Below are 24,465 nucleotides of genomic sequence, written 5' to 3' on the forward strand. Positions count from 1 at the left end.
CCGTGCCCTCAAGTCGGGGCAAAGCTCCGGGATTGCGTGTTGCATAGAGTGGTCACCCGCTCCAATTTAGTAAGTGATACCTTAATCATGTGACACGAACGAGGCCAGAGCGCACCCCGGGGGCCGAGGACGCCCCGCGGGTGGCGAACGTGGAGAACACGGGTGGCGTGGGCGGTGGCCCCGGAGCGGCCGGTGGCCCGGAGTCCGCCGAGATCCGACAGGGGGTCGTGCGGCTCGCGCGCCGGCTCAGTGCCGAGCGGCCGGTAGAGGGGCTGAGCCTCAACAAGAGCAGCGTCCTCGCGCATCTGCGGCGCAACGGGCCGATGTCCGCCGGTGCCCTGGCCGCCGCCGATCACCAGCAGCCGCAGTCCCTCACCCGGGTCTTCGCCGAACTCGAACGGGACGGGCTGATCAGCCGCGCCCGGGACGAACACGACGGCCGACAGCGGGTGCTGGAGCTCACGGAGTCCGGCCGCCAAGCCCTCGCCGAGGACATGGCGTGGCGCGACGCCTGGCTCGACGTGGCCCTCGCCGACCTCACCGAGACCGAACGCCAGGTGCTGGTGCTCGCCGCCCGCCTCCTCCGGCGGCTCGCCGACTCCCCGGCCGAACCGCCCGCCCCCGCCCCCCGATCCTCACCCTCATCCGCACCCCGATTTTCACCGTCATCCGAACCCCGGTCCTCGCCCCCGCCCCCACTTCCACGCTGACGAAGGGACACCTGTGTCCTGGCCCGATCACGCCATCTGGTGGCACGTCCATCCCCTGAGCTTCCTCGGCGCCGAGCGCGCCGCCCTGCCCGCCGGCTCCGCCGCGGTCCACCGGCTCCCGGCACTCACCGGCTGGCTGGACCACCTGCTGTCCCTCGGCTGCAACGGGCTGGCGCTGGGTCCGGTGTTCGCCGCCGAAACCCACGGTTACGACACCGTGGACCACTTCCGGATCGATCCCCGTCTCGGCACCGAGGACGATCTGGCCGAGTTGGTCGAACGGGCCGGCGAGCGCGGCGTACGCGTCCTGCTGGACGGCGTGTTCAACCACGTCGGCCGGTCCTTCGGGCCGTTCGCCGATGTCACGGCCCACGGCGCCCGGTCCCCGTACGCCGACTGGTTCGTCCCGGAGGGCGACGACTTCAAGGTGTTCGAGGGTCACCGTCACCTGGTCGCCCTCAATCACGCCGCCCCGGCCGTCGCCGACCACGTCGCCTCCGTCATGGAGTACTGGCTGGACCGGGGGATCGCCGGCTGGCGCCTCGACGCCGCGTACGCCGTGCCGCGCCCCTTCTGGCGTGCCGTCACCGACCGGGTCAGGCGGGGCCGTCCCGGCGCCTGGTTCAGCGGCGAGGTCATCCACGGCGACTACACGGCTTACGTCACGGAGGGCGGCCTCGACACCGTCACCCAGTACGAACTGTGGAAGGCCGTCTGGAGCTCCCTCAACGACACGAACCCGCACGAACTGGCCTGGGCGCTCAAACGCCACAACGCCTTCCTCGACTCCTTCGCTCCCCAGACCTTTGTCGGCAACCACGACGTCACCCGCATCGCCAGCCGGCTGCGCGAACCGCGCCATCTCGCGCACGCGCTCACGCTGTTGTTCACCCTCGGCGGCGTGCCCTCGGTGTACGCGGGGGACGAACGGGCGATGCGCGCCGTCAAGGAGGACCGGGTGGGCGGCGACGACGCGATCCGGCCCGCCTTCCCCGCGGATCCGGCCGGGCTGGGGGAGGAGGGGCTCGACGTCCAACGGCTGCACCAGGCGCTGATCGGGCTGCGCCGCCGCCACCCCTGGCTGGTGCGCGCACACACCCGGGTCCACACCTTGGGGAACGCGGCACTCTCCTACACCGCCGTCGACCCGGCGGGGGGTTCCGCCGTGGCCGTCGCCCTCAACTTCGGCACCGCGCCGGTCACCGCCGAGGTTCCGGCCGCCCCCTGGGCGCACGCGGCCGGCGACACCGTCATCGACCCGGGCGGTACGGCCGTACTGCCCCCGCTCGGCTGGTCGGTCGCCGCCTCGGCGGTGGCGCCGGACTGACCTCGACAGCGTCGAAAGGCGACCGACCGACGCCCGACGGCCAACGGCCGATGTCCCGTGCGTTTCGGATGACGAAGCAGTGCGGGAAACGGAAAAGGGGGCGGCGTGCCAGGGATGGCAAGTGACATGGTCCGAGGGAATCGGCCGGTTTTCTCTTCGGGTATTTCGGCCAGATAATCGAGTTTGATCTCCGCTGGCCCGCCGGTTGATTCGCCGGTCGATTCATCGGCCGATAAATGTTCATTACCCGGCCGGTCCTCGTTTGTTTCTTCGGTGTTGCGTCCGCTCCAACCGGCCTTTGACTCATCCTCTGCCCGGTCCGGTGGCCCGGTGATTCGGCGGTCCGTCCGTCGTTTCACCGAAGAAAGGCGACCGGCCGTTCGGAAATTCCCGTGTCCGGGTGCGAGCCCGGCGAGCCCCGTTCCTCAGCCTTGTTCCGCGTTCACCGCCCGCGCCCAGGCGCCCCGCCACTGGACGACATGCTGGTCGTGATGTCCGCAGGCGCGGACGTAGGCGATCAGCAGGTCCTCCGACGGCATCCGTAAACCGGCCAGCACGTCTGCGACCGTGCTTCGCGGCAGCGGGCCGGCACCCAGTTCGCGCGCCCGTCTCTGCATTTCGCGCAGCGACGGCTGACCCGCTGCCAGCCGCACCTGGTGCATCGCCTCCAGGAGATGGGCCGGGTGGTAGACGAGTTCCAGTCGGCGCCCCGCGCGGGGGATCGGCTGGGGCTGCGGACCACCGGCGGCGGACTCGGCGCCCACGGCCGCTCGTTCCCAGCGCAGTCGTGCCTCCCGCCGGGTCGCCCCGCAGACCTGCGCATACGTCTCCACTACCTGCTGGCGCGGCAGGGCCGCCCCGCTGTCGGCCCGGCACAGGGTGACCGCCGAATAGGTGGGCCCGGCGACCCATGGACGCTCCGTCAACTCCGACATCTGCCGGTACGTCAGCCCCGCACGCTGCCTCAGCGCGCGCAGCCACTGCGCCAGTTCCTCGTATCGCGCGGACGACGGCATGAGTTCTCGCCTGCGAACCACCACTGCTCCTCTGGATAGCAAGACCCCTGGATGTGCGGCTGGATGTGCGGCGTTTCAATGATCCGCCGGCGCAGTGCGGGCGCCCGGCGAGTGCGGACAGGCAAGCTCACGGCGCGGACAGACCGCGTATGCGGCGTTCGGGTCGGTCGTCGATCGAACAGGGACCGCCGGGATCGCCAAATGATCGTTTGTGGACCGCTCGTATTGCTTATGCAGCAGAATTTGTCCTCGAGGGCAACCTTATGGATGGGCCCGTTGAGCGGTCAAGAAGGCTTTACTCAGCTTTACCGGCAAAGCCTCTTCGGCCGCGTCCGACGGCCCCTTGTTGCAATCCGTCCGGGAAGTGGAGAACCCGATTCCGCCGATCGACCAGTTTCTTTTTCCGACAGATTACGCGGATGCCCCGGAAGGTGTCCGGGGCCCGGCGTCCGACGCGTCTTGCCGCCGCATTCCGTGCTCTGTTGGCATGGAGGAGCCGCCGGCCGAGCGGGCCGGGACGACAGCCACGAAGGAGCTCTCGATGACGACCACTTCCCACGCCACCCTCGACGAGATCATCGAACTGATCAAGGACGTCAAGCCGGGGATCGCCGATCAGTCCGTCACCGCCGACCAGTCCGTCGTCGAGGACCTGGGCCTCGACTCCCTCGACCTGCTCCAGCTCTCCCGGCGTATAAACCGCCAGTTCGGCGCCGACTTCGACCTCGACAGCTGGAACGCCGAGGCCGACGACCACAACCGCAGCGTCGCCTCCATCGCCGCCGCCGTCGCGACCGGCAGCCATGCCTGAGGCGTCCGTTCCCGAAGCCGTCGGGACGCCCACGCGGCCCCGGATCGCGCTTGTCACCGGCGGTTCGCGCGGGATCGGCGCCGCCATCGCCCACCGCCTCGCCGCCGACGGCCTCACCGTGCACCTGGTGTGCCGCGAGGCACGGGACGCCGGACTCCGGGTCGTCAAGGAGATCGAGGAGTCCGGCGGCCGAGCGGTCCTGCACCAGGCCGACATCGGTGTGGAGGCCGACGTGGTGGACCTGGTGGAACGGGTCACCGCGCAGGAGGGCGCACTGCACGTCCTCGTCAACAACGCCGCCGTCATCGACGACCAGCTGCTCGCGGTGACCCGTACCGCCCGTTGGGAGAACGTGCTGCGGACCAACCTCACCGGCCCGTTCCTCACCAGTCGGGAGGTCCTGCCCTTCATGCTCGACCAGGGATGGGGACGCATCATCAACATCTCCTCCAACTCGGCGCGTACCCCCGGCCCCGGCCAGAGCGCCTACGCCGCGTCCAAGGGCGGTATCGAGTCGCTCACCCGTGCCCTGGCGGTCGAGGTCGGCCGTAAGGGCATCCGCGTCAACTGTGTGGCGCCCGGCAAGGTCCGTACCGAGATGACCTCGGCCGTCGCCGACAAGCTCGGCTCCGACGGGGACGGCACCCGCTGGGGACTCCCCGAGGACATCAGCGGACTGGTCGCCTTCCTCGCCGGCGACGAGGCCGACTACATCCAGGGCCAGACCTTCACTGTCGACGGCGGACGCATGGTCATGCGCAGCCCCGGCACCGCCCGCCGCCCGCGCCGATGAGACCGACGCGGCCGGCGGGGACGGCAAGAGAGAGGAGACGGCCGTGGGGGCCGTGAAGTACTGGGAGGACCTGGCGCAGGCGCCGGTACGACGGTTCGGACCCGTGGTGTTCGACGAGGCGCTGCTCGATCAACTGCTGGACCTGATGGGCGAGAAGCACCCGGTGCACGACAGTGACTCGTTCGCCCACGGCACCGACCGCCGACGGCGCATCGTGCCCGGCGGATTCATCCACTCGATCACTTCCGGCTGGGTGGTCCAGCACGGCTCGCCCGCCGCGATCGTCGGGATGCGGCGGATGAGCTGGGACTTCGTACGGCCGCTCTACCCCGACACCCCGTTCTGGTTCACCACCGCCACCGACCGGGCCACCCCGATCGACGACCGGCTCGGCCTGATCGACACCACCCGCCGGGTCTTCGACGAACACGACCGGACCTACGCCATCGGACGGATGAGCGTGGTGCTGCTGCGCCACGCCGCCGTCCCCGCGGCCGCAACCGGCGCACCGCACACCGTCCCGACCGCAGTCCCGACCGGAAAGGCTCAGTGATGGACAGCCAGTATCAGCCGCTCAAGGGCAAGGTGGCCCTGGTCACCGGCGGATCGCGCGGCATCGGCGAGGGCATCAGTCGCAAGCTCGCCTCCTGGGGCGCGACGCTCGCGATCAACTACGTCGACCGGGAGGGCCCGGCGAAGGAACTCGCCGCCGAACTCGCCGACCAGGGCACCGAGGTGTCGCTGCACCGCGCCGACCTCAGCGACCCCCCTCAGATCCAGAACCTGATCGACGAGATCGGCGAGATCCACGACGACCTGAACATCCTGATCCAGAACGCGGCCGCGACCAAGTTCAGCCGGCTGGAGGACGCCAGCCTCGGCGACTGGCAGTTCGTGCAGGACACCAACTCCCGTGCCACCTGGCTGCTCGCCAAGTACGCGCTGCCGCTGATGAAGAACCGTCCCGGCGCCCGCTTCATCACCATCACCAACTCCACCACCACCCGCATCATCCCCCGGGCCGGCCTGTTCGCCGCCGCCAAGGCGGGCCTGGAGTCCCTGACCGACTACCTCTCGTACGAACTCGCCCCCTACGGCATCGTCGCCAACTGCGTCCGCCCGGGTCTGGTGCAGACCGGCGTGTTCAAGGTGCGCCCCGACTTCGCGCACGGCGTCACGAAGGAACTGTCGGTGTCCCCCTGGGACGGCGACAAGATGACCACCCCGGAGAACAGCGGTGACGTGGTCGCCCTGCTCTGCCTGCCGGAGGCCGACTGGATCGCCGGGCAGACCGTCACCGTCGACGGTGGCTACCGCCTGTGGGGCGGCATCAGTGGCGGAGGCCGACGTGCCGAGTGACCGCGGTCCGGGCGAGACCCCGGGCCGTACGTCCGACGACGTCCCCGCCGGGATCGTCGTCACCGGCACCGGAGCGATCTCCCCGGCGGGCCTCGGCACGGCCCGGCTGTGGGAGGCGATGGCGGCCGGCAAGACCTTCTTCGGCACCGGCGACCACGACGGGCCGGCCCCCGCGCTGCCCTGGCCGACGGCCGCCGTCGACAACTCCGAGATCGGCTGGCCGCAGGGCAAGGTCTGGGCCAACGCGAGCAAGTACGCCAACAAGTCCGCCCGTTGGGCGGTCGCGGTGGCCGGCCAGGCGCTGGAACAGGCGGGCATCACCGGGGACACCGAGGACGTGCGCGGCGGCACCGTGATGGCCGTCGGCAGCAGCGGTGACGAACTCAGCGACGTCATGCCCCAGCTCGCGTCCCGCTTCCGTGACGACCCCCGTCCACTCGCCAAGTTCCTCCATGACGAGGTTCCCGACTACTCCTACATCCGTGGCATCCCGTCCCAGCTCGGCCAGTTCGTCTCCCTCGCCAGCGGCTTCCGCGGCTCCAACGTCGCCGCCTACGGCGAGTCCGCAGCGGGCGGTACCGGCGCGCTCGCCCTCGCGGTACGGCTGCTGGAGGACGGCGAACTCGACCGGGTCCTGGTGGTCGGCGTGGCCGGCCCACTGTCCCTGACCTCACTGGCCGCCTTCGACAGTCACGAGGCGTTCGGCACCCGTGCCACCGCCGGTGCCGGTCCCTTCGACACCGGCCGGGGCGGCACCCTCCCCGGCCAGGGCGCCGCCGCCGTGCTGCTGGAACGCGCCGACCGGGCACGGGGCGTACCGCTCGCCCGGTTCCTCGGCTGCGAGGTGCTGGCCGCCCGCGACATGGAGAGCGCATCCCGGTACGCGGTCGACGCGGTCCTCGCCGACGCCCCGCCGCCCGACGCCTGGTGGGCGCACGGCGCCGGCTCCCCCACCCTGGACGCCGTCGAGGCCCGTACGGTCACCGCGCGGGCCGGCACCCTGCCGGTCACCGGCTCCAAGGGCAACATCGGCAACGCGTTCGAGTGCGCGGCGCTCATCGACACCGTCCTCGCGGTGGAGAGCGTGAGCCGGAGGGAACTCCCTCCGGTCGGCCTGCTCGACCGCCCCGACCCGGCACTGGGCGCGCTCGACCCGGTCCTCGGCGGACCCCGCCCGCTGGGGGACGGTACGACCGTCCTGCTCACCGCCTTCAACCAGGGGCGCGGCGCGGCGGCGGCCGGGGCGGTGCTGATCGGGGCAGTGGCCGGCGCCGGCGGAACCGGCGCTGACGGAACCGGCACAGGAGAAGCAGACGGAGAGGCAGCCGCATGAGTTTCCCGAGTCACGAGACCCCCGGTGGCGAAAATCCCCTTGATGGTCCTGATGACATCGTCATCACCGGCCTGGGCGTGGTCACCCCCATCGGCGGCGACGTCGAGACCTTCTGGTCGGCCAACCTGGAGGGCCGCTCCGGGATCGTCCTGGAGGAACGGATGGACACCCGGGGGCTGCCCTGCGGCTGGACCGCCGGACTCATCCCGGACGACGTCAAGGACAAGGTGCGGGCCGGGCACGGCGCCCCCGACCGCTCCTGGGGCGACACCCTGATGCATGCCTGCGTCGAACAGGCCCTCGCCGACGCGGACTTCGCCGGCCTGCCGCCCACCGACGGCCCGGCCGCCCTGGTCTACGCCCGGGTCTGGCCCGGGCCCACCGGCTCCTTCCCCCAGGACTACGTCACCCACATGGCGGACCTTGCCGACCGCTACGACGCCGTCGGCAACGATCCGGTCGGCATTCTCCGACGCCTGCGCGGCCGGAATCTCTCCCTGGAGTCCCAGGACCTGTCCGCCTTCCCCCGGGAGATCGCCGAACGCCTCGGCACCGCCGTCCTGCCGGTCCGGCTGGAGGCCACCTGCTCCGGCGGCCTGCGCGCCATCGCCGAGGCGGCCCGGCTCCTGCGCTCGGGCCGTGCCGAGTACGCGGTCGTCTCGGCCGCCGTGTCCCGCAACACCCCCTACGTGCTCTCCCAGTACGGGCAGTTGATGGCTCTGTCCCGGTGGAAGGGCGACGACCCGGGGCTGGCGTCCATGCCGTTCGACAAGCGCCGTACCGGCATGGTCATCAACGAGTCGGCGGGCGCCCTCGTGCTGGAGACCGCCGCGCACGCCGCCCGGCGCGGTATGACCCGTCCGCACGCCGTGATCGGCGGCTGGGGGCTCGCCGTGGACACCGCCCATATGACCGCGCCCCGGGTCGAGATGATCGAGCGGGTCATGCGTACCGCCCTCGCCGAGGCCGGGGCGGAGCCCGACGACGTGGACTCGGTCAACGCGCACGGCACCTCCACCCGCCTCAACGACGTCACCGAGGCCCGAGCCCTGCACCAGGTGTTCGGCGAACGCATGGCCGAGATCGACGTCTGCGCCGTCAAGTCGCTCACCGGGCACGGCTCGGCCGCCTCCGGCGTGGTGGAGACGGCGGTCGCCGCCCTCACCCTGTGCCGGGGCGTAGTACCGCCTGTGGTGACCTGCACGGAACCCGACCCGGCGTGCGGGGTCAAGACCTCGCTCACCCCGGTACGGCGCCCGGTCGCCACAGTGCTGAAGAACTCCTTCGGCTTCGGCGGCCAGTACGCGTCGATGCTGTTCCGCCGGCCCGCGACGCCCCGCGAGGCGCCCGAGCCGGCACGGACGCGGGAACTCCAGCCGTCATGAGCGCCGCGGCCGTGGACCGGCTGGACCGCGAGGAGATCGAACCCGCCGGGCAGCACCTGGCCACCGTGGTGTGGCTGCACGGCATCGGCCAGGTGCCCGGCGACCTGGCCGAGGTGGCCGGCCGGCTGCGGCTCGCGGAGGCGGGCGTGCGCGGGGTCTTCCCGCGCGCGCCCGGCACGGCGCCCAGCCTCCTCACCGGACTCCCGGTGAGCTGCTGGTTTCCGCAGAGCGTGCTGGCGATCGACCGCATCGACACCGAGGGCCTGCACGCGGTACGCCGCCCGCTGGCAGCCCTGCTCGCCGAGGAGACCGAGCGGATCGGTGCGGAGCGGGTCGTTCTCGCCGGCTTCTCCCAGGGCGCCACGGTCGCCCTCACCCTCGCCCTCTCCCACCCCGAGCCCTTGGCGGGCGCCGCCCTGTACGCCCCCTACCTGCCCCCCGACTTGCCCGCACTGCTCGACGGAGGGCGCCCGAACCCCGCCAACGCCGATCTCCCGGTGTGGATCGGACACGGGGCGCGGGACTGGGTCGTCCCGGAGCGCAGCGGCGAGGGCCTGCGCGGCCTCCTCCGCTCCTGGGGCCACCCGGTGACCTGGCAGCGCTACGCCGGCGGCCACGAACCCTTCGCGGGGGTACGGGCCTCACTGCCGGACTTTCTCGCCAAGACCCTCGGCACCCCGATACCGCACGTCCCGGACCCGCCCCGCCTCCCGCCGCGCCGCCGGCTCGGACTGGACTGACCATGACCGCCTCCGTCCTCACGACGGCCACGACCTTCACGACGATCACGCCCGTCGCGGCGCCCGGACCGTGGCAGGTGCACCTCTGGACCGTCCCGCTCGACGGACCGGCGGCCCACACGGCGGCGGCGCTGGCACCCCTTGTCCTCGACCCGGGGGAGCGGCGGCGCGCGGCCCGTCTGCTGCTCCCCGAGGACCGCCGCCGCTGGACCACCGCCCGAGTTGCCCTGCGCCGCGTCCTGGGCGCCTACACCGGCCTGCCACCCGCCCGGATCACCTTCGCCTACGGCCGTCACGGCCGGCCCCGGCTCGACGGGACCGGGGACCGGCACCTCCATTTCAACCTCACCCACAGCCGCGACCGCGCGCTGCTCGCCGTGTGCCGGGACACCCCGGTCGGCGCCGACCTGGAACACCTGGACGCCGGACCGCCCGACGACCGGGGCTTGGACGAACTCGCCGAGGCCGTCCTCGCCCCGCCCGAACTGGGCGCCTACCGAGAACTGCCCTACCCCGACCGCCGGGCGGCCCTGCTGCGCCGCTGGACCGGCAAGGAAGCCCTGCTCAAGGCCACCGGACGCGGGGTCACCCTGGCCGGGGTCCGGCGCGTCACGGTCCCCGACGGCGCGGGCCCGGCGTACGGCGTACCGGGGGAGTGGACGCTGCTGCGACCGGAGCAGGCCGGTCCGTACACGGCGGCGATCGCCGTACCGCGCGACGTCCGTACCGGAAACGACAAGGACTGGGAGGTCGTCGAGAATGTCCACGCCGAAATCAACGATGCCGTCGACCACGGCTGACCCCGTATCCGGGCGAGTGCCCGCGCCCGTGTCGGTGGCCCCCGCGACCGCCTTCCTCTTCCCCGGCCAGGGTGCCCAGCGGCCCGGGATGGGCGAGCCGTGGCGGGACACCGTGCACTGGAAGGTGGTCGACCGGCTGTCCGAGGCCGTCGACCGCGACCTCGGCCGGCTGCTGCTGCACTCCGACGCCGCCGAACTGACCCGGACGGACAATGCCCAGATCGCCACCTTCACCCTGGAGATGGTGATCCTCGAAGCGCTCGACACGGCCGTCGGTGGTGTCCGGCCGGCCGTGTGCGCGGGGCACAGCCTGGGCGAGTTCGCCGCACTGACCGCCGCCGGGGTGCTCACCCTGGAGGACGCCGGCCGACTGGTCGCCGAACGGGGCGCCGCGATGGCGGAGGCGGCCTGCCGAGTACCCGGCACCATGGCCGTGCTGGTCGGACCCGGTGTCCCCGCCCACGCCGCCCGGATCGCCGCCCGGCTGCGGGCCGGTGCCAGGGCGCCGGTCTGGGTCGCCAACCTCAACGGCCCCGCCCAGGTAGTGGTCTCCGGCACCGCCGACGCCGTCGCGGCGCTGGTCGAGGAGGCGGAGGCCGGGGGCGCGCGGGCGGTCCGTATCCCGGTCGGCGGGGCCTTCCACACCCCGCTGATGGCGGCGGCCCGCCCCCGCCTCGCCGCCATGGTGTCCGCCGTCGCGCTGCACCCCGCGCTCTGCCCGGTGATCGCCAACGTCGACGCCCGCGCCTACCGGGCCGACCCCGAACGCTGGCGGGACCTGATGGTGCGCCACCTGGTCATGCCGGTGCGCTGGGCGGGCTCGATACGCACCCTCGCCGCGGTGGCCCGGGGCCCGCTGCGGCTGGCCGAACTCGGTCCCGGCAGCACGCTCGGCGGACTCACCCGCCGTCTGCTGCCTCCGGAGGTGCCGGTCCGTTCCGTCGCCACCCCGGACCAGCTGGCGGCCCTGGTGTCCGACTGGTGGCCGGCGGACGCGGCCTGACCGGGCGGGGCCGTCACCCGAGTCCGCCCGGCGCTCTCACCCGCCGCAGGTGGGCACGCCGGACAACGGCACGATCAGCCCGCGCCCCCACGGCGCCGGCCTCGGCCTCCTACCGGCTGTCCGCCGCTCTGCTCAGCTCGGCCACCAGTGCGGTGGCCCGGGAGACGGGGACGCCCGCCGCGGCCAGCAGGGTGACCGCGGCCGAGGGACCCGCCTCCTCCGCTGCGAGGAGTCCGTCGTTCACCGCCTCCATCAGCGCGAACAGCATCTGCTCGTGCACGTACGCCAGTGCCGGCGCCGGCAGCGGTGAGCTGAACACGCCGTCCTCCAGGCCTCGCCGGAGCACCTCGACGCACGCCTCGCGCACCGGGGTGAACCGGTCGCGGATGCCCTGCACGGTGACGCTGCGCTGGGCGAGCCCGACGAGGATGCGGTAGCGGTCGGCGACCCGCCAGACCGCGAGCGTGGACCGGGCCACACACTCCGCCGGATCCTCGGTGTCACCCTTGAGCCCCTCCGCGTGCGCGGCGGCCACCGCCTCGACGGCGCCGTCGAGCAGCGTGCTGATCAGCGCCTCCCGGTTCGGGAAATGCCCGTACACAGTCCGTCGTACGACACCTGCGGCGCGCGCGATCTGGTCCATCGAGGCGTCGGGGTCCCGCAACAGCTCGGCGAGGGCGACGTCGAGGATGCGGCGGCGGTTCGTGTCGGCGCGGCTGGAGGTACCCGTGGTCATGGCTGACATTGTGCCTTCCCTTCCCTCTATTTGCACAGCGCTGTGCAGCGGCGTACATTGCACATTGTTGTGCAACTGCACGGCACTGTGCAAAAGGATCAACGACAGCCAGTCAGGCAGGGAGGCGACCAGTAGCCATGCGATCCATGCGGCTCGGACAACTTGGACGACTCGGACGACTTGTCCGTACGGAACCCGTCGAGGGGATGAAGGCCCCCTACGCCCGGCGCTGGTGGGCGCTGCTCGTGCTCTGCCTGAGCCTGCTGATCATCGTGATGGCGAACACCGCCCTCACCGTCGCGGCCCCCGACATGACCCAGGACCTGGGTCTGTCCAGCGCCGACCTCCAGTGGGTCATCGACGGCTACACCGTCCCGTACGCGGCGCTGATGCTGCTGCTCGGCGCGATCGGCGACAAGTACAGCCGGCGCGGGGCGCTCGTCCTCGGCCTGCTCGTCTTCGGCGGTGGCTCGGTGGCGGGCTCGCTGGTCGGCTCGGCCACCGGGGTCATCGCGGCCCGTGCCGTCATGGGCGTGGGCGCCGCGCTGATCATGCCTGCGACGCTCTCCCTCCTCGCCGCGACCTTCCCGCGCGCCGAACGAGCCAAGGCGATCACCCTGTGGACCGCCACCGCCGGCCTCGCCATCGCGGCCGGTCCGCTGGTCGCGGGCGCGCTGCTGGAGAACCACGGCTGGGCCTCGACGTTCCTGATCAACGTGCCGATCGCCGCACTCGCGATCGTCGGGGCCCTCGTCCTCGTACCGCCGTCCAAGGCGGGCCACGGCGACCGGATCGACTACGTCGGCGGCCTGCTGTCGGTCGTGTGGATCGGCTCGCTCGTCTACATGATCATCGAAGGACCGCACTTCGGCTGGGGCGTCAAGGCGATCACGGCGGCGGTCGCGGCCGGACTCGGTCTGATCCTCTTCGTGGCGTGGGAACTGCGTCACCCGCGCCCGGTCCTCGACGTACGCCGCTTCACGCAGCGCCGGTTCGCCGGCTCGAACCTCGCGGTCGCCCTGTTCTTCCTGGCGGTCTTCGGCGCGTTCTACTACCTGACCCAGCACCTCCAGTTCGTGCTCGGCTACGACGCCCTGGACACCGGCCTGCGCATGCTGCCGCTGGCGGGCGCGGTCTTCGTCGGCTCGGCCCTCACCGGCTACTTCACCCCGCGCGTCGGCATGAAGGTCACGGTCACGGCGGGCATGGTCGGCGGCACGGCGGCTCTCGCACTGCTCTCGCAGGTTGACTCCGGTTCGTCGTACGGGACCTTCGTCACCCCTCTCGTCATCCTCGGCCTCGCGATCGGCCTCGCCCTCTCCCCGTGCACGGACGCCATCATGGGTTCGTTCCCCGAGTCGCAGCTCGGCGTCGGCGGCGCGGTCAACGACACCTCGCTGGAGCTGGGCGGCTCGCTCGGCATCGCGATCCTCGGCTCCCTGCTCGCCACGTCGTACGGCGAGCACCTCACCGACGCGACGAACGGCAGCAAGCTGCCGGCGGGCGCCCTGAACCAGGCCCAGGACTCGGTCGGCGCGGGCTACCAGGTGGCCCAGGCGATCGGCGAACGGGCCCAGCAGCTCGCGGCACAGGCGTCGCAGGCGGCGAGCGCCGGGAAGCCGGAACAGGCGGCCGAGTTGAAGGCGCAGGCCGGCCAACTCGCCCAGGGGGCACGCCAGATGGCGGAAGCGGTCGGCTCGTCCTTCTCGGACGCGGTCGCCCACACCAGCCTGGTCGGCGCGGTGATCCTGGGCGTGGGGACGGTACTGGTCGCTGTGCTGCTGCCGGGCAAGGGGCGCACGGAGGAGGAGACGGCGGAGACGGCCGAGACGGCCGAGGAGCCCGGTGTCGAAGTCGCCGTAGAACCGGCCGAGTCGCCCGCGCTCACGCGTACGGGTCGGTGATCTCCCTCAACAGCGTGAGCGCCTCGCGGAGTTGAGTCATCCGACGCTTGCCGAGGTGGGCCTCCCACTCCGCCTCCACCTCGGCCACCACCTCGGCGGCGACGGGCTGCGCGGCCCGCGCCCGCTCCGCGAGACACACCAGCCGGGCCCGTCTGTCGGACGGGTCCGGCTCCCGTGTCACATAGCCCGCCTTCTCCAGCTGGTCGACCAGGAACCCGGCGGTCTGCTTGGTGACCTGGGCCCGTTCGGCGAGTTCGGTGAGGCGGGTGCCGTCCGGGCCGACGCGCTGGAGCACTCGGGCCTGGGCGGGCGTGAAGTCGTCGAAGCCGGCCTCGGCGAGCACGGCGAAGATACGGCCCTCCAGCGCCCGGTACGGGATGAACAGGAGGAGCCCGGTATTGAGCTCGCTCTCGGCCGAGGCGGTCATGGCCGACACACTCCTCACTTTTCTCCGGCTTGACATTGGTCAGATGCCCTGACTAATTTGGTCAGAGAAGCTTACCACTTGAGTCGGCGGTGATCCCCATGGGTGTCGTACTGGAGACGGACGAGCGCTGGCAGGTGATCGATGCCGAGCGGGCGAGCCTGGTGAAGCTGCTCGCGCGATTGAGCGCGGCGGACTGGGAGCGGCCCACCCGGTGCGGTGACTGGCGCGTACGGGACGTGGCCGCTCATCTGACCATCGCGGCGCGTACGTCGTACGCAACGGTGGCGCGGGAGTTCGTCCGCGCGCGGGGGAACGTCGACCGGATGATCCACGACACGGCGGTCCAGGAGGCCCGGCTGCCGGTGGAGGAGATCGTCGCCAACCTGCGCTCGACGATCGGGTCGCGTCGGCTGGCGCCCAGTACGACCCGCCGCGAACCTCTCATCGACATTCTCGTCCACGGCCAGGACATCGCCCTGGCGCTGGGCAGGGAGCGCGTGATGCCTCTGGCGGCGGCGCGGGACGCGGCCGACCGGGTGTGGACGATGCGGTTTCCGCCGCGCCCGTGGCCGTTGCCGGACGCGCGGCTGGTCGCTACGGACATTGAGTGGACGCGGGGGGAGACGGGCGGGGAGATTCGGGGGCCGATCTCTGAACTGCTGCTTCTGCTGACGGGGCGACAGGACAGGGTTGTCTGAGGCCCCGGGCGCCGTCGGCCTGCGGTTCGCGAGGGCTCGACTACGTAGGGGCGGAGGGTGCGAGGCCGTCAGGGGGAAGTCCAGTCCGTGTCGCGAAGGTCGGTCACGAGGCGGAAGCGTTCCAGGACCGTCAGGGTCGTGTCGGTCACGGTGAACCCGGGGTCGTCCAGTGCCGCCCGCATCTCCGCGCTGTGCCAGAACCGTTCGTGACCTGCCCGCCAGGCGGCCACGTCGCTGTACCCCTCGCCCTCGTCGAGTGCGTGGGCGAGATCCACCGCGGCCAGCGGAACGACCCGTACGCCCGTGATCTCGATGATCCCGACCGGCCGGTCCCCGGAGTCGACGACCACCGAACGGCCGCCGACCTCCGGCAGAGCCTCACCCTCGTGTTCGTAGTCGACCACGAGCCCGGTCGTGGACGTCTTCGAACCGTCCAGGATCGCGGCGACGAGCTGGTCGCGCAGGGGACCGGGAAACGCGAACTGGGCCTTGGGAAGCCCCTCGGTCGTCGAGAGGGTCTCGGGCGTCGGGCGATTCACGGGCTGCGGCGGCTGCTCGGTGGTCGTCATGGGGATCACGGTAGGGCGAGACCCCCTTTCCGGGCACGGCAATTACGCGCCGAACCGCACGTCACCGGCCCGGCCCCGCGCCTGTTCCGGTGTCCGTCCCCGTGTCCGCGCCCAGGGTCTCGGCGACGGCCCGGGGCAGCCACTCCTGTACGTGGCCGAAGGTGAACCCGAGTTCGGTGGCGCGGGAGTTGTCCATGCCGTACGAGCGCGCGAAGGAGAACGGGGAGACCTTGCCGACGTCGACGTTCTGGAAAACGGTTCTGCCGCGCGGGATGTGCCGGGCCACGGCCGCGCACAACTCCTCGGTGGTCAGCAGGCCGTGGGACGCGGCGTTGACCGGCCCGGTGAACTCCTCGCCCACCGCCCAGAACAGGAAGTCGGCGATCTCCTCGACATGGATGTAGGTCGCGGGCCGGTTCTCGGGCGGTACGGCTATCGGTGTGCCGGTACGGATGCGCTGGGCGTAGTGGTCGAGCCGGCCGGTGAAGTCGTCGGCCCCGCCCAGGACATGGGCCACGCGTACGGCGGTGTACGGGAACTTCGTACCGTCGGCCGCAGCGGTGCCGTGGTCGCCCGCGTCGGGGGAATCGCCGGTGGCGCCGTCCGCAGCGAAGACCGCCTCGGCCTGGCGCTTGCCCTCGCCGTAGTGCGTCTCGCGGAACTCCGGCTTGTGCCAGGGGAGTTCGAGACGGATCGGGACGGTGAGCGGATCGACGGCGTCCTCGCGCACGGGGACGACGGTGTCCTCGTAGACGAGGGAGTCCTCGTACTCGTACACCTCGACCGTGGACGTCATCACATAGCGGCGGGTCCGGCCGCCGCCGAAGACGCGCCGGGCGATCGCCGCCTGGCGGGGTGTGTAGCAGACCTGGTCGACGACGACGTCGAAGGTACGGTCGCCGAGAGCGGAATTCAGAGCGGCCTCGTCGTCGCGGTCGGCGACAAGGTGAATTACGTCGGCGGGCGGGGGCGCGGAGCCCCGGTTGAGAACGGTCACCCGGTCTCCCGCGGCTGCCAGCCGGTCGATGAGTCGCTTTCCGAAATAGCGGTTGCCGCCGATGACCAATACGTCGCGCATGATGATCCTCCCCGTTGCGGACCTCGTGATCATAATTGTCCTGACGCACGAGACATCCTCCCCTGTGGCAGGAAAGCCGCTGCCACCGGACTGGACTGGACCGACTCGATCCGGCCTTGCCGTGCCTCGTCTTGCCTTGACGTCGGCGTCAAGGACTACGTTCGTACCCATGCGAATCGGCATGCGAATCGGCGAGCTGGCGGCGCGGGCCGGGACCACCACACGGACCCTGCGGTACTACGAGTCGCGTGGGCTGCTGCCCGCGCGGCGCACGGACAACGGCTACCGCGCCTACGACGAGGACGACCTGTTGCTGCTCCGGCAGATCCGGACGCTCCAGGACTTCGGGTTCGACCTGGAGGAGACGCGGCCCTTCGTGGACTGTCTGCGGGCGGGCCACCCGGAGGGCGACTCCTGTCCCGCGTCACTCGCCGTCTACCGCCGCAAGCTGGACGAGCTCGACGCGCTGATCGGCGAGTTGCAGTCGGTACGGGCGAAGGTCGGCGAACAGCTCACGCGGGCCGAGCGGGCGCGCGACGCGTTGGCGGCCGAGGCGACGGTTCCGGGCGGTCCGGAACCGGAATGCGAGTGGGGAGGACGGACGCGATGATCAAGGCGGCGGGTGTGGCCGAGGTGACGGACGCGGACTTCGAGGCGGAGGTGATCGGGGCCGAGCTACCGGTCCTGGTGGAGTTCACGGCGGACTGGTGCCCGCCGTGCCGGCAGATGGCTCCCGTACTGAGCGCCCTCGCGGCGGAGGAGTCCGACCGGCTGAAGGTGGTCCAGCTGAACGTGGACCTGAACCCCCTGACGACGAACGCGTACCGGGTCCTGTCCATGCCGACGTTCATGGTGTTCCGGGGCGGGGAGCCGCTGCGGTCGATGGTGGGGGCGCGGCCGAAACGACGGTTGCTGGAGGAGCTGTCCGACGTACTCTGACGCACACAGAGCCGTGAACCGACAAAAGAAATCCCCCGAGCGATTGCGCTCGGGGGATTTCTTTGCGTATATTCAATGGTTCGCGACTTTATGGAAGTCGGGTCGCGAGAAGTCGATGAGCAGAGTATATCCGAGCGGGAGCGGAATTGTCAAACAGGGGCGCAAACACGGAATCAACTCACGATGAATTGCGGAGTGAGCAGGAATTCGTCGACGGGCTATACGCCCGCGTCGACGCCCTGCGCGGCGACACCGAGCACTCCGTCACGGACGCGCTCGCGCAGGGCAGTACGCCGATGCAGGCGCGGCTCGAACGGGACGTGCTCGTCGCTGAACGGTCGGGCCTGCTCGCCGCGCTGAACGCCGTCGACGGGTCGCTCTGCTTCGGGCGGATCGATCTCACCTCCGGTGTCACCCACCACATCGGCCGTATCGGACTGCGTGCCGACGACGCCGAGCGCACCCCGATGCTCATCGACTGGCGGGCCGAGGTCTCCCGGCCCTTCTATCTCGCCACCGGGCACACCACGATGGGGCTGCGCCGGCGTCGCCACATCAGTACGGACGGGCGGCGCGTCACCGGACTGCACGACGAGATCCTCGACCTCGGCGACGAGACGCGGACCGGCTACGAGGACCCCTCCGGCGACGCCGTACTGCTCGCCGCGCTCGACTCCGCCCGTACCGGCCGGATGAACGACATCGTGCAGACCATCCAGGCGGAGCAGGACGAGATCATCCGTGCCCCGCATCGAGGCGTACTGGTGGTGGAGGGCGGGCCCGGCACCGGCAAGACCGCCGTCGCGCTCCACCGGGCCGCCTATCTCCTCTACGAACACCGCGAACTCCTCGCCAAGCGGGCCGTGTTGATCGTCGGCCCCAACCCCGCCTTCCTCGGCTACATCGGCGAGGTGCTGCCCTCCCTCGGTGAGACCGGGGTGCTGCTGGCGACCGTCGGCGAGCTGTTCCCGGGCGTGAAGGCCACCGCCGCCGACACGGCTCGGGCCGCCGCCGTCAAGGGGCGGGCCGAGATGGCAGACGCGCTGGCAGCCGTCGTACGGGACCGGCAGGGGCTGCCCGACCCCGTCATCGCCATCGAGCACGACCGAGACATCCTCATGCTCGACGCCGGGCTGGTGAGCGTGGCGCGGGAGCGGACGCGCGAGGCGAAACTGCCGCACAACGTCGCCCGCGAACACTTCGAGGGGCACATCCTCAACACCCTGACCGAGATGGTGGCCGAGCGCATCGGCACCGACCCCTACGACGGCAGCAACCTCCTCGACCCCAGCGACATCACACAGATCCGCGACGACCTGGCCGAGAACCGCGAAGTCTGGGCCGCCATCGAGCAGTTGTGGCCCCGTGTCGGCCCACGGCGACTGGTCGCGGACTTCCTCGCCGCGCCCGAGGGATACGTGTCCGAGGCCGACGCGGATGCCATCAGGCGTCCCGTGAGCCGCAGTTGGACGACAGCCGACGTACCGCTGCTCGACGAGGCGGCGGAGCTGCTCGGCGAGGACGACCGGGTCGCCCGGGCGCGGGCCGAGCGCGAACGCAGCAACCAAGTCGCTTACGCACAGGGCGTGTTGGACGTGTCGTACGCGTCCCGTACGTATGAGTTCGAGGACCTGGACGCGGAGGAGTCCGAGGTGCTGTCCGCGCACGACATCATCGACGCGGAGCGGTTCGCCGAGCGGCACGAGGAGGACGATCTGCGCAGCGCCGCCGAGCGGGCGGCGGCCGACCGGACCTGGGCGTTCGGCCACATCATCGTCGACGAGGCGCAGGAGCTGTCGCCGATGGCGTGGCGGCTCCTCATGCGGCGCAGCCCGACCCGGTCGATGACGCTGGTCGGCGATCCCGCGCAGACCGCCGAGCCGGGCGGGGTCGGGGCCTGGGAGGACATCCTCGCGCCGTACGTCCAGGACCGCTGGGAGCACGCTCGGCTGGGCGTCAACTACCGGACCCCGGCCGAGATCATGGACCTGGCGGCGGCCGTCGTCAGGGCGGAACGGTCGGACTTCGAGCCGCCGAAATCCGTACGGTCGACCGGGGTCAGGCCCTGGGTGCGGGCCGTGGAGGACGACGACCTCGCGGGAGCCGTGGCGAAGGCGGCCCGCGAGCTGGCGCCCGTCGAGGGGCGGCTCGCCGTGATCGCGCCGCGCGAACTGCACGGCGAGTTGGCGGCACGGCTGGACGACGTGGAGGCGGGAGCGGAGCCCGATCTCACGCGGGCCGTCGTGCTGCTCGACCCCCGGCAGGCCAAGGGGCTGGAATTCGACTCCGTACTGGTGGTGGAACCCGGGGCGTTCGGCACGAGCGACCTGTACGTGGCACTCACCCGGGCCACGCAGCGCGTCGGCGTGCTGCACCGGGGAAAGTTGCCGGGAGCGCTGGCCGCGGCCGCCGGCGCCGAGGGGGTCTGACGACGGGCCGTGAACACCGGCGGATCGCGCACACCCAGGGTAACCAAGACGTAACAGTTCGCGCCATGGTCACCGCAGGTGCGCGGCCGGTGCGGTATGCGTGTGCGTATGGAAGCCCATCCGTTCGCGACCGCACCGGCCGACAGTCCGACGCTCGAGTCGTTGCCCGTGGAACCGCTGTTGACGTCGGAGTTCGACGCCGACCCCGGCGGGGTCTACGCGCGACTGCGGCGCACCTACGGACCTGTGGCGCCGGTGGGGCTGATGGGCGTACCGGTGTGGCTGGTTCTCGACTACCGCGAGGTGCTGGAGGTACTGCGGAACGAGAGTGTGTGGCGGCGGGACGTGCGCTACTGGCGGGCCCGGGCGCAGGGCCGGCTGCCACCGGACTGGCCGCTGCTCGCGGGCTACGAGGTACGGCAGACGATGTTCATGGACGACGAGGAGCATCTCGCCGCCCGGCACACGCATCACACGGCGCTGCGGCCCTTCCAGGACGGGCACACCCCGCAGGGCTGGGAGCTGCGGGCGACGGTCGCGCGGTACGCCGACGAGCTGATCGCCGTGCTGGCGGCCGAGTCGGGCACGGTGGGCTTCGCCGACCTCGGGGCCCAGTACACGCGGCCGTTGCTCCTGATGGTCACCACCAAGCTGTTCGGGTGCCCTGTCGAGCTCGGGGACGAGCTGGTCATGGACCTGTGGCGGATGCTGGACGGCGGACCCGACGCCGGGCCGGCCACGGGACGGGCGCTGGCCGCGATGACACGGCTGGCAGCGCATCGGCGGGCGCGGCCCGGGGACGACCTGACGTCGTACATGCTGCTGGCCGACCCGGAGCTGTCGGACGAGCAGTTGGGGCGTGAGCTGTTCATGAACGCCGTGTACCTGAACGACATCACCGGGAACATGGTCCTCAACACCTTGCTCGAGGTGCTCCGTGGGAACGCGACCGTGCGGCGCAGTCTGTCGGCCGGGCAGCTCGGGGAGACCGTGAACCGGGCGGCGTTGGCGAATCCGCCGGTCGCCAACATGTGCTTCCGGTTCGCCGCGCGCGATGTGGCGCTGGGGAAGTTCTGGATCCGGGCCGGGGACATCGTGTCGCCGTCGGCCGCGGCGGCGCACGGGGACCTGATGGCGATCGGGGCGTCCCACCTGGTCGGGTCGGCCGTGAGCACGCGGGCGCATCTGGGGTGGGGGGCCGGGCCGCATCAGTGTCCCAGTGCGGCGCGGGAGTTGGGCGGCATGATCGTGAGCACGGCGGTGGGGCGCATCTTCGACCACCTGGCCAAGGCCGAACTCACGTTGCCGGCGGACCAGTTGCCGTGGCGGGCGGGGCCGGTGGTGCGGGGGCTGCGGTTGTTGCCTGTTCGGTATGAGCTGAGTGGGCGGGGGAGTGGGGGTGGGGTGGGGTCGGGGGGTGCTGGAGTCGGGGCTGGAGAGGTGCTGTCGGAGGAGATGGTGGGGTCCGGTGAGGACGGGCAGGTGAAGGGGTTGTTGGGGGCTTTGCGGAGGTTGATGTTCGGGGGGAGGTGAGGTGGGGGTGGGCGGGGTGTGGTTTCGCCCCCGCCGCCCCTACCCGTCCCATCCTGTCCCTGGGGGCTGCGCCCCCAGACCCCCGCTCCGGCCCTGAACGGGCCTTGTCCTCAAGCGCCGGACGGGCTGGAAATGCGGGCCTGTGCTGTAGATGCGGTGGGGGCGGGTGGGCGGGAAAGAAGTCGGCCCTGAACGGGCCTTGTCCTCAAGCGCCGGACGGGCTGGGGGTGCGGGCCTGGGCTGGAAAGGTGCGGCTGGGGCTGGGAATGTGGGTCGGTGTTCGCTCAGGGGCTACGCCGGGCGCAGCCACACCGTTGCCAGTGGGGGCAGGGTTACGCGGATGCTGGTCGGGCGGCCGTGCCAGGGCTGGGGGTCGGGCTTGAGGGGGTCCGGGTTGTGGATGTCGGCGCCGCCGTAGCGGGACGCGTCCGTGTTCAGGGTTTCGTGCCAGGCGGGGGCCGTGTCCGGGACGCCGATGCGGTAGTCGGCGCGGACGACGGGGGAGAAGTTGCTGATCGACAGGAGTGGCGTGCCCTCCGCGTCGTAGCGGACGAAGGCGAAGACGTTGTCCTCCGCCGCGTCCCCGACCAGCCACTCGAAGCCCGCGGGCTGCGTGTCCAGCTGCCAGAGGGCCGGGGTGTCCCGGTACACCGTGTTCAGGTCGCGGACCAGGTCCCGTACGCCCCTGTGGTCCGCCTCCGCGCCGTACGCGGGGTCGAGCAGCCACCAGTCGGGACCATGGGCCTCCGACCACTCCGCGCCCTGGGCGAACTCCTGGCCCATGAAGAGGAGTTGCTTGCCGGGGTGGGACCACATGAAGGCCAGGTACGCCCGCTCGGTGGCCCGTTGCTGCCACCAGTCGCCCGGCATCTTCGACACCAGGGAACCCTTGCCGTGGACGACTTCGTCGTGCGAGATCGGCAGGACGTAGTTCTCGCTGTACGCGTACACCATGGAGAACGTCATCTCGTGGTGGTGGTGCTTGCGGTGGACCGGGTCGTGCTGGACGTAGCCGAGCGAGTCGTGCATCCAGCCCATGTTCCACTTCAGGCCGAAGCCCAGGCCGCCGAAACCGCCGGGGCCCGTGTGGTGCGTGGCCCGGGTGACGCCGTCCCACGCCGTCGACTCCTCGGCGATCGTCACGACTCCCGGGACCCTCCGGTACACCGTCGCGTTCATCTCCTGGAGGAAGGCGACCGCGTCCAGGTTCTCCCGGCCGCCGTGCTCGTTCGGTGTCCACTGGCCCGGCTCGCGCGAGTAGTCCAGGTAGAGCATCGAGGCGACCGCGTCGACCCGCAGGCCGTCTATGTGGAACTCCTGGCACCAGTAAACGGCGTTCGCCACCAGGAAGTTGCGGACCTCTCGGCGGCCGAAGTCGAACTCCAGGGTGCCCCAGTCGGGGTGGGCGGCACGCAGCGGGTCCTCGTGCTCGTACAGCGGGCGCCCGTCGAACTCGGCCAACGCCCAGTCGTCGCGCGGGAAGTGGGCCGGGACCCAGTCCATCAGTACGCCGATGCCCGCGCGATGGAGGGCGTCCACCAGGTACTTGAAGTCGTCCGGGGTGCCCAGCCGGGCCGTGGGCGCGTAGAACCCGGTGACCTGGTAGCCCCACGAGCCGCCGAAGGGATGCTCCGCCACCGGCATCAGCTCCACGTGCGTGAAGCCCAGGTCCCTTACGTAGGCGGGGAGTTGGTCAGCGAGTTGACGGTACGTCAGGCCTGGTCGCCAGGACGCCAGATGGAGTTCGTAGATCGACATCGGGGCCTCGTGCGGCGGGAGCTCCGCCCGGCGTGCCAGCCACTCCGCGTCGTCCCACTCGTGGTGTGAAGCGGTCACGATGGACGACGTGTTGGGCGGGACCTCGGTCCGGCGGGCCATCGGGTCCGCGCGCTGCGTCTTCGAGCCGTCCGCGCGCGTGATCTCGAACTTGTACAGCTCGCCTTCGCCCACCCCCGGCACGAACAGCTCCCACACCCCGGTGCCGCCGAGGGAGCGCATCGGATACGCCGTACCGTCCCAGAAGTTGAAGCCCCCGATCACCCGCACTCCGCGCGCGTTCGGCGCCCAGACGGCGAAACGGGTGCCGGTGACGCCCTGGTGGGTCATCGGCACCGAGCCCAGTGCCCGCCACAGCTCCTCGTGCCGGCCCTCGCCGATCAGATGCAGGTCCAGGTCACCCAGCGCGGGCAGCAGCCGGTACGCGTCCTCCGTCTCCTGCACCTGCCCCTCGTACGCGATGACGAGCCGGTACTCCGGGACACCCCGCAGGGGCAGCGCGCCCGAGAAGAAACCGTCCCCGTCGGCGTGCAGGTCGGCCCGCAGATCCCCGGCCACGACAGTCACCGAGTCGGCGTAGGGACGCAGCGCCCGGAAGGCGACCCCGCCGGGCAGCGGATGCGCGCCCAGGACGGAGTGCGGGTCGTGGTGCGTGCCAGCGAGCAGCCGTTCACGGTCGGCGGCGTCCAGGGCGGGGGAGGGGAGCAGCTCGGTCTTCTTCGGAGCGGCTTCGATTACCGGAGCGGCTTCGACCGGAGCGGCTTCGGTCGGAGTGACCTCGACTGGAACGACTTCGGCCGCAACGACCTCGACCGGAGTGACCTCGACGGGAGTGACCTCGGCCGGCGCGGTCTCGACGGGGTGAGAGGCTGACGGCTTCGTCACCGGGCTCGGCTCCGTCATCGGCTCTGTCTCCGGTGTGGTCTCCGACTCGTTCGCTGACTTCTCCACTGACTTCTTCACCGACTCCTTCGCGGCCTCTTTGGCTGCCCGCTTCGCGGCCTTCTTCCCGGGGTCCTTCTTCGCGGACGTCTTCTTCTTCGGGTTCTTCGAGCCGCTGGACGGGGAGTGCGGGGTCACTGGCGGGGGCCTTTCGGAG

Annotated in this window: 23 protein-coding genes; 17 read left to right on the forward strand and 6 right to left on the reverse strand. The window is 71.3% G+C overall.

Going from position 1 to position 24,465, the window contains the following annotated elements; genetic code table 11:
- Positions 1–89 precede the first annotated feature (89 nt).
- Both OG241_RS38895 and OG241_RS38900 read left to right on the forward strand, forming a co-directional pair.
- Positions 90–710, forward strand: a complete 621-nt coding sequence (locus OG241_RS38895) for a MarR family winged helix-turn-helix transcriptional regulator (RefSeq protein WP_405822300.1) — start codon at positions 90–92, stop codon at positions 708–710.
- 13 nt (positions 711–723) lie between these two features.
- A complete protein-coding gene (locus tag OG241_RS38900; protein ID WP_405822302.1) occupies positions 724–2,037 on the forward strand; it encodes an alpha-amylase family glycosyl hydrolase in 1,314 nt (437 codons plus the stop codon).
- A gap of 425 nt (positions 2,038–2,462) precedes the next feature.
- Here OG241_RS38900 and OG241_RS38905 read toward each other — a convergent pair whose 3' ends face one another.
- Positions 2,463–3,074 (reverse strand): helix-turn-helix domain-containing protein, encoded by a 612-nt coding sequence (locus tag OG241_RS38905; RefSeq protein WP_405822304.1) that lies wholly within the window; start codon positions 3,072–3,074, stop codon positions 2,463–2,465.
- 520 nt (positions 3,075–3,594) lie between these two features.
- Between OG241_RS38905 and OG241_RS38910 the strand changes: the two genes are divergently transcribed.
- From OG241_RS38910 to OG241_RS38950, 9 genes are read left to right on the forward strand one after another with little or no spacing between them, the layout of a single operon-like run.
- On the forward strand, positions 3,595–3,864 hold the full coding sequence (locus tag OG241_RS38910; RefSeq protein WP_405822306.1) for a phosphopantetheine-binding protein: 270 nt from the start codon (positions 3,595–3,597) through the stop codon (positions 3,862–3,864).
- On the forward strand, positions 3,857–4,657 hold the full coding sequence (locus OG241_RS38915; RefSeq protein WP_405822308.1) for a 3-oxoacyl-ACP reductase family protein: 801 nt from the start codon (positions 3,857–3,859) through the stop codon (positions 4,655–4,657). The genes OG241_RS38910 and OG241_RS38915 overlap by 8 nt, the downstream gene beginning before the upstream one ends.
- A 43-nt stretch (positions 4,658–4,700) precedes the next feature.
- Positions 4,701–5,210 (forward strand): MaoC family dehydratase, encoded by a 510-nt coding sequence (locus tag OG241_RS38920; protein ID WP_405822309.1) that lies wholly within the window; start codon positions 4,701–4,703, stop codon positions 5,208–5,210.
- Entirely contained in the window at positions 5,210–6,016 is an 807-nt protein-coding gene (locus OG241_RS38925) for an SDR family NAD(P)-dependent oxidoreductase (RefSeq protein WP_405822311.1), read from the forward strand. Before OG241_RS38920 ends, OG241_RS38925 begins: the two co-directional genes overlap by 1 nt.
- Positions 6,006–7,349, forward strand: coding sequence for a beta-ketoacyl synthase N-terminal-like domain-containing protein (locus OG241_RS38930; RefSeq protein ID WP_405822312.1), 1,344 nt, complete (start codon positions 6,006–6,008; stop codon positions 7,347–7,349). Before OG241_RS38925 ends, OG241_RS38930 begins: the two co-directional genes overlap by 11 nt.
- Positions 7,346–8,734, forward strand: a complete 1,389-nt coding sequence (locus OG241_RS38935; RefSeq protein ID WP_405822314.1) for a beta-ketoacyl-[acyl-carrier-protein] synthase family protein — start codon at positions 7,346–7,348, stop codon at positions 8,732–8,734. Before OG241_RS38930 ends, OG241_RS38935 begins: the two co-directional genes overlap by 4 nt.
- Positions 8,731–9,474 carry an alpha/beta hydrolase gene (locus tag OG241_RS38940; RefSeq protein WP_405822316.1) on the forward strand — a complete coding sequence of 248 codons (744 nt, stop codon included), beginning with the start codon at positions 8,731–8,733 and terminating at the stop codon, positions 9,472–9,474. Before OG241_RS38935 ends, OG241_RS38940 begins: the two co-directional genes overlap by 4 nt.
- Before the next feature lie 2 nt (positions 9,475–9,476).
- A complete protein-coding gene (locus tag OG241_RS38945) occupies positions 9,477–10,274 on the forward strand; it encodes a 4'-phosphopantetheinyl transferase family protein (RefSeq protein WP_405822317.1) in 798 nt (265 codons plus the stop codon).
- 28 nt (positions 10,275–10,302) lie between these two features.
- Complete coding sequence (locus tag OG241_RS38950) at positions 10,303–11,277, forward strand: ACP S-malonyltransferase (RefSeq protein WP_405822318.1); 975 nt, start codon at positions 10,303–10,305, stop codon at positions 11,275–11,277.
- Positions 11,278–11,386: 109 nt separating this feature from the next.
- Here the strand turns inward: OG241_RS38950 and OG241_RS38955 are convergent, their stop codons facing one another.
- Entirely contained in the window at positions 11,387–12,022 is a 636-nt protein-coding gene (locus tag OG241_RS38955) for a TetR/AcrR family transcriptional regulator (protein WP_405822320.1), read from the reverse strand.
- A gap of 197 nt (positions 12,023–12,219) precedes the next feature.
- On the opposite strand from OG241_RS38955, the gene OG241_RS38960 reads away from it, so the two are divergent.
- On the forward strand, positions 12,220–13,917 hold the full coding sequence (locus OG241_RS38960) for an MFS transporter (protein ID WP_405822322.1): 1,698 nt from the start codon (positions 12,220–12,222) through the stop codon (positions 13,915–13,917).
- On the opposite strand, the gene OG241_RS38965 is transcribed toward OG241_RS38960, so the two are convergent.
- A complete protein-coding gene (locus tag OG241_RS38965) occupies positions 13,898–14,344 on the reverse strand; it encodes a MarR family winged helix-turn-helix transcriptional regulator (RefSeq protein WP_405822324.1) in 447 nt (148 codons plus the stop codon). The two genes, OG241_RS38960 and OG241_RS38965, sit on opposite strands and share 20 nt — an antisense overlap.
- A gap of 98 nt (positions 14,345–14,442) precedes the next feature.
- Between OG241_RS38965 and OG241_RS38970 the strand changes: the two genes are divergently transcribed.
- Entirely contained in the window at positions 14,443–15,042 is a 600-nt protein-coding gene (locus tag OG241_RS38970; RefSeq protein ID WP_405822326.1) for a maleylpyruvate isomerase family mycothiol-dependent enzyme, read from the forward strand.
- A gap of 68 nt (positions 15,043–15,110) precedes the next feature.
- Here the strand turns inward: OG241_RS38970 and OG241_RS38975 are convergent, their stop codons facing one another.
- Together OG241_RS38975 and OG241_RS38980 are read right to left on the reverse strand one after the other, a co-directional pair.
- On the reverse strand, positions 15,111–15,611 hold the full coding sequence (locus OG241_RS38975) for an ASCH domain-containing protein (RefSeq protein WP_405822328.1): 501 nt from the start codon (positions 15,609–15,611) through the stop codon (positions 15,111–15,113).
- Positions 15,612–15,672: 61 nt separating this feature from the next.
- Complete coding sequence (locus OG241_RS38980; protein ID WP_405822329.1) at positions 15,673–16,689, reverse strand: NAD-dependent epimerase/dehydratase family protein; 1,017 nt, start codon at positions 16,687–16,689, stop codon at positions 15,673–15,675.
- 181 nt (positions 16,690–16,870) lie between these two features.
- On the opposite strand from OG241_RS38980, the gene OG241_RS38985 reads away from it, so the two are divergent.
- From OG241_RS38985 to OG241_RS39000, 4 genes are all read left to right on the forward strand, one after another.
- Complete coding sequence (locus tag OG241_RS38985; RefSeq protein ID WP_405826678.1) at positions 16,871–17,299, forward strand: MerR family transcriptional regulator; 429 nt, start codon at positions 16,871–16,873, stop codon at positions 17,297–17,299.
- Between the two features lie 14 nt (positions 17,300–17,313).
- On the forward strand, positions 17,314–17,628 hold the full coding sequence (locus OG241_RS38990; RefSeq protein ID WP_405826679.1) for a thioredoxin family protein: 315 nt from the start codon (positions 17,314–17,316) through the stop codon (positions 17,626–17,628).
- A 188-nt stretch (positions 17,629–17,816) separates the two neighbouring features.
- The gene (locus OG241_RS38995) at positions 17,817–20,057 is read left to right on the forward strand and encodes a HelD family protein (protein ID WP_405822331.1); all 2,241 of its coding nucleotides are present in this window, start codon (positions 17,817–17,819) and stop codon (positions 20,055–20,057) included.
- 108 nt (positions 20,058–20,165) lie between these two features.
- Positions 20,166–21,590: a cytochrome gene (locus OG241_RS39000; protein ID WP_405822333.1), complete on the forward strand. Its 1,425-nt coding sequence runs from the start codon at positions 20,166–20,168 to the stop codon at positions 21,588–21,590.
- A 291-nt stretch (positions 21,591–21,881) separates the two neighbouring features.
- Here the strand turns inward: OG241_RS39000 and glgB are convergent, their stop codons facing one another.
- Positions 21,882–24,446 (reverse strand): 1,4-alpha-glucan branching enzyme, encoded by a 2,565-nt coding sequence (glgB, locus tag OG241_RS39005; protein ID WP_405822335.1) that lies wholly within the window; start codon positions 24,444–24,446, stop codon positions 21,882–21,884.
- Positions 24,447–24,465: the final 19 nt, after the last annotated feature.

It is taken from the genome of Streptomyces sp. NBC_01390, from assembly GCF_045040105.1.
Taxonomy (GTDB): Bacteria; Actinomycetota; Actinomycetes; order Streptomycetales; family Streptomycetaceae; genus Streptomyces.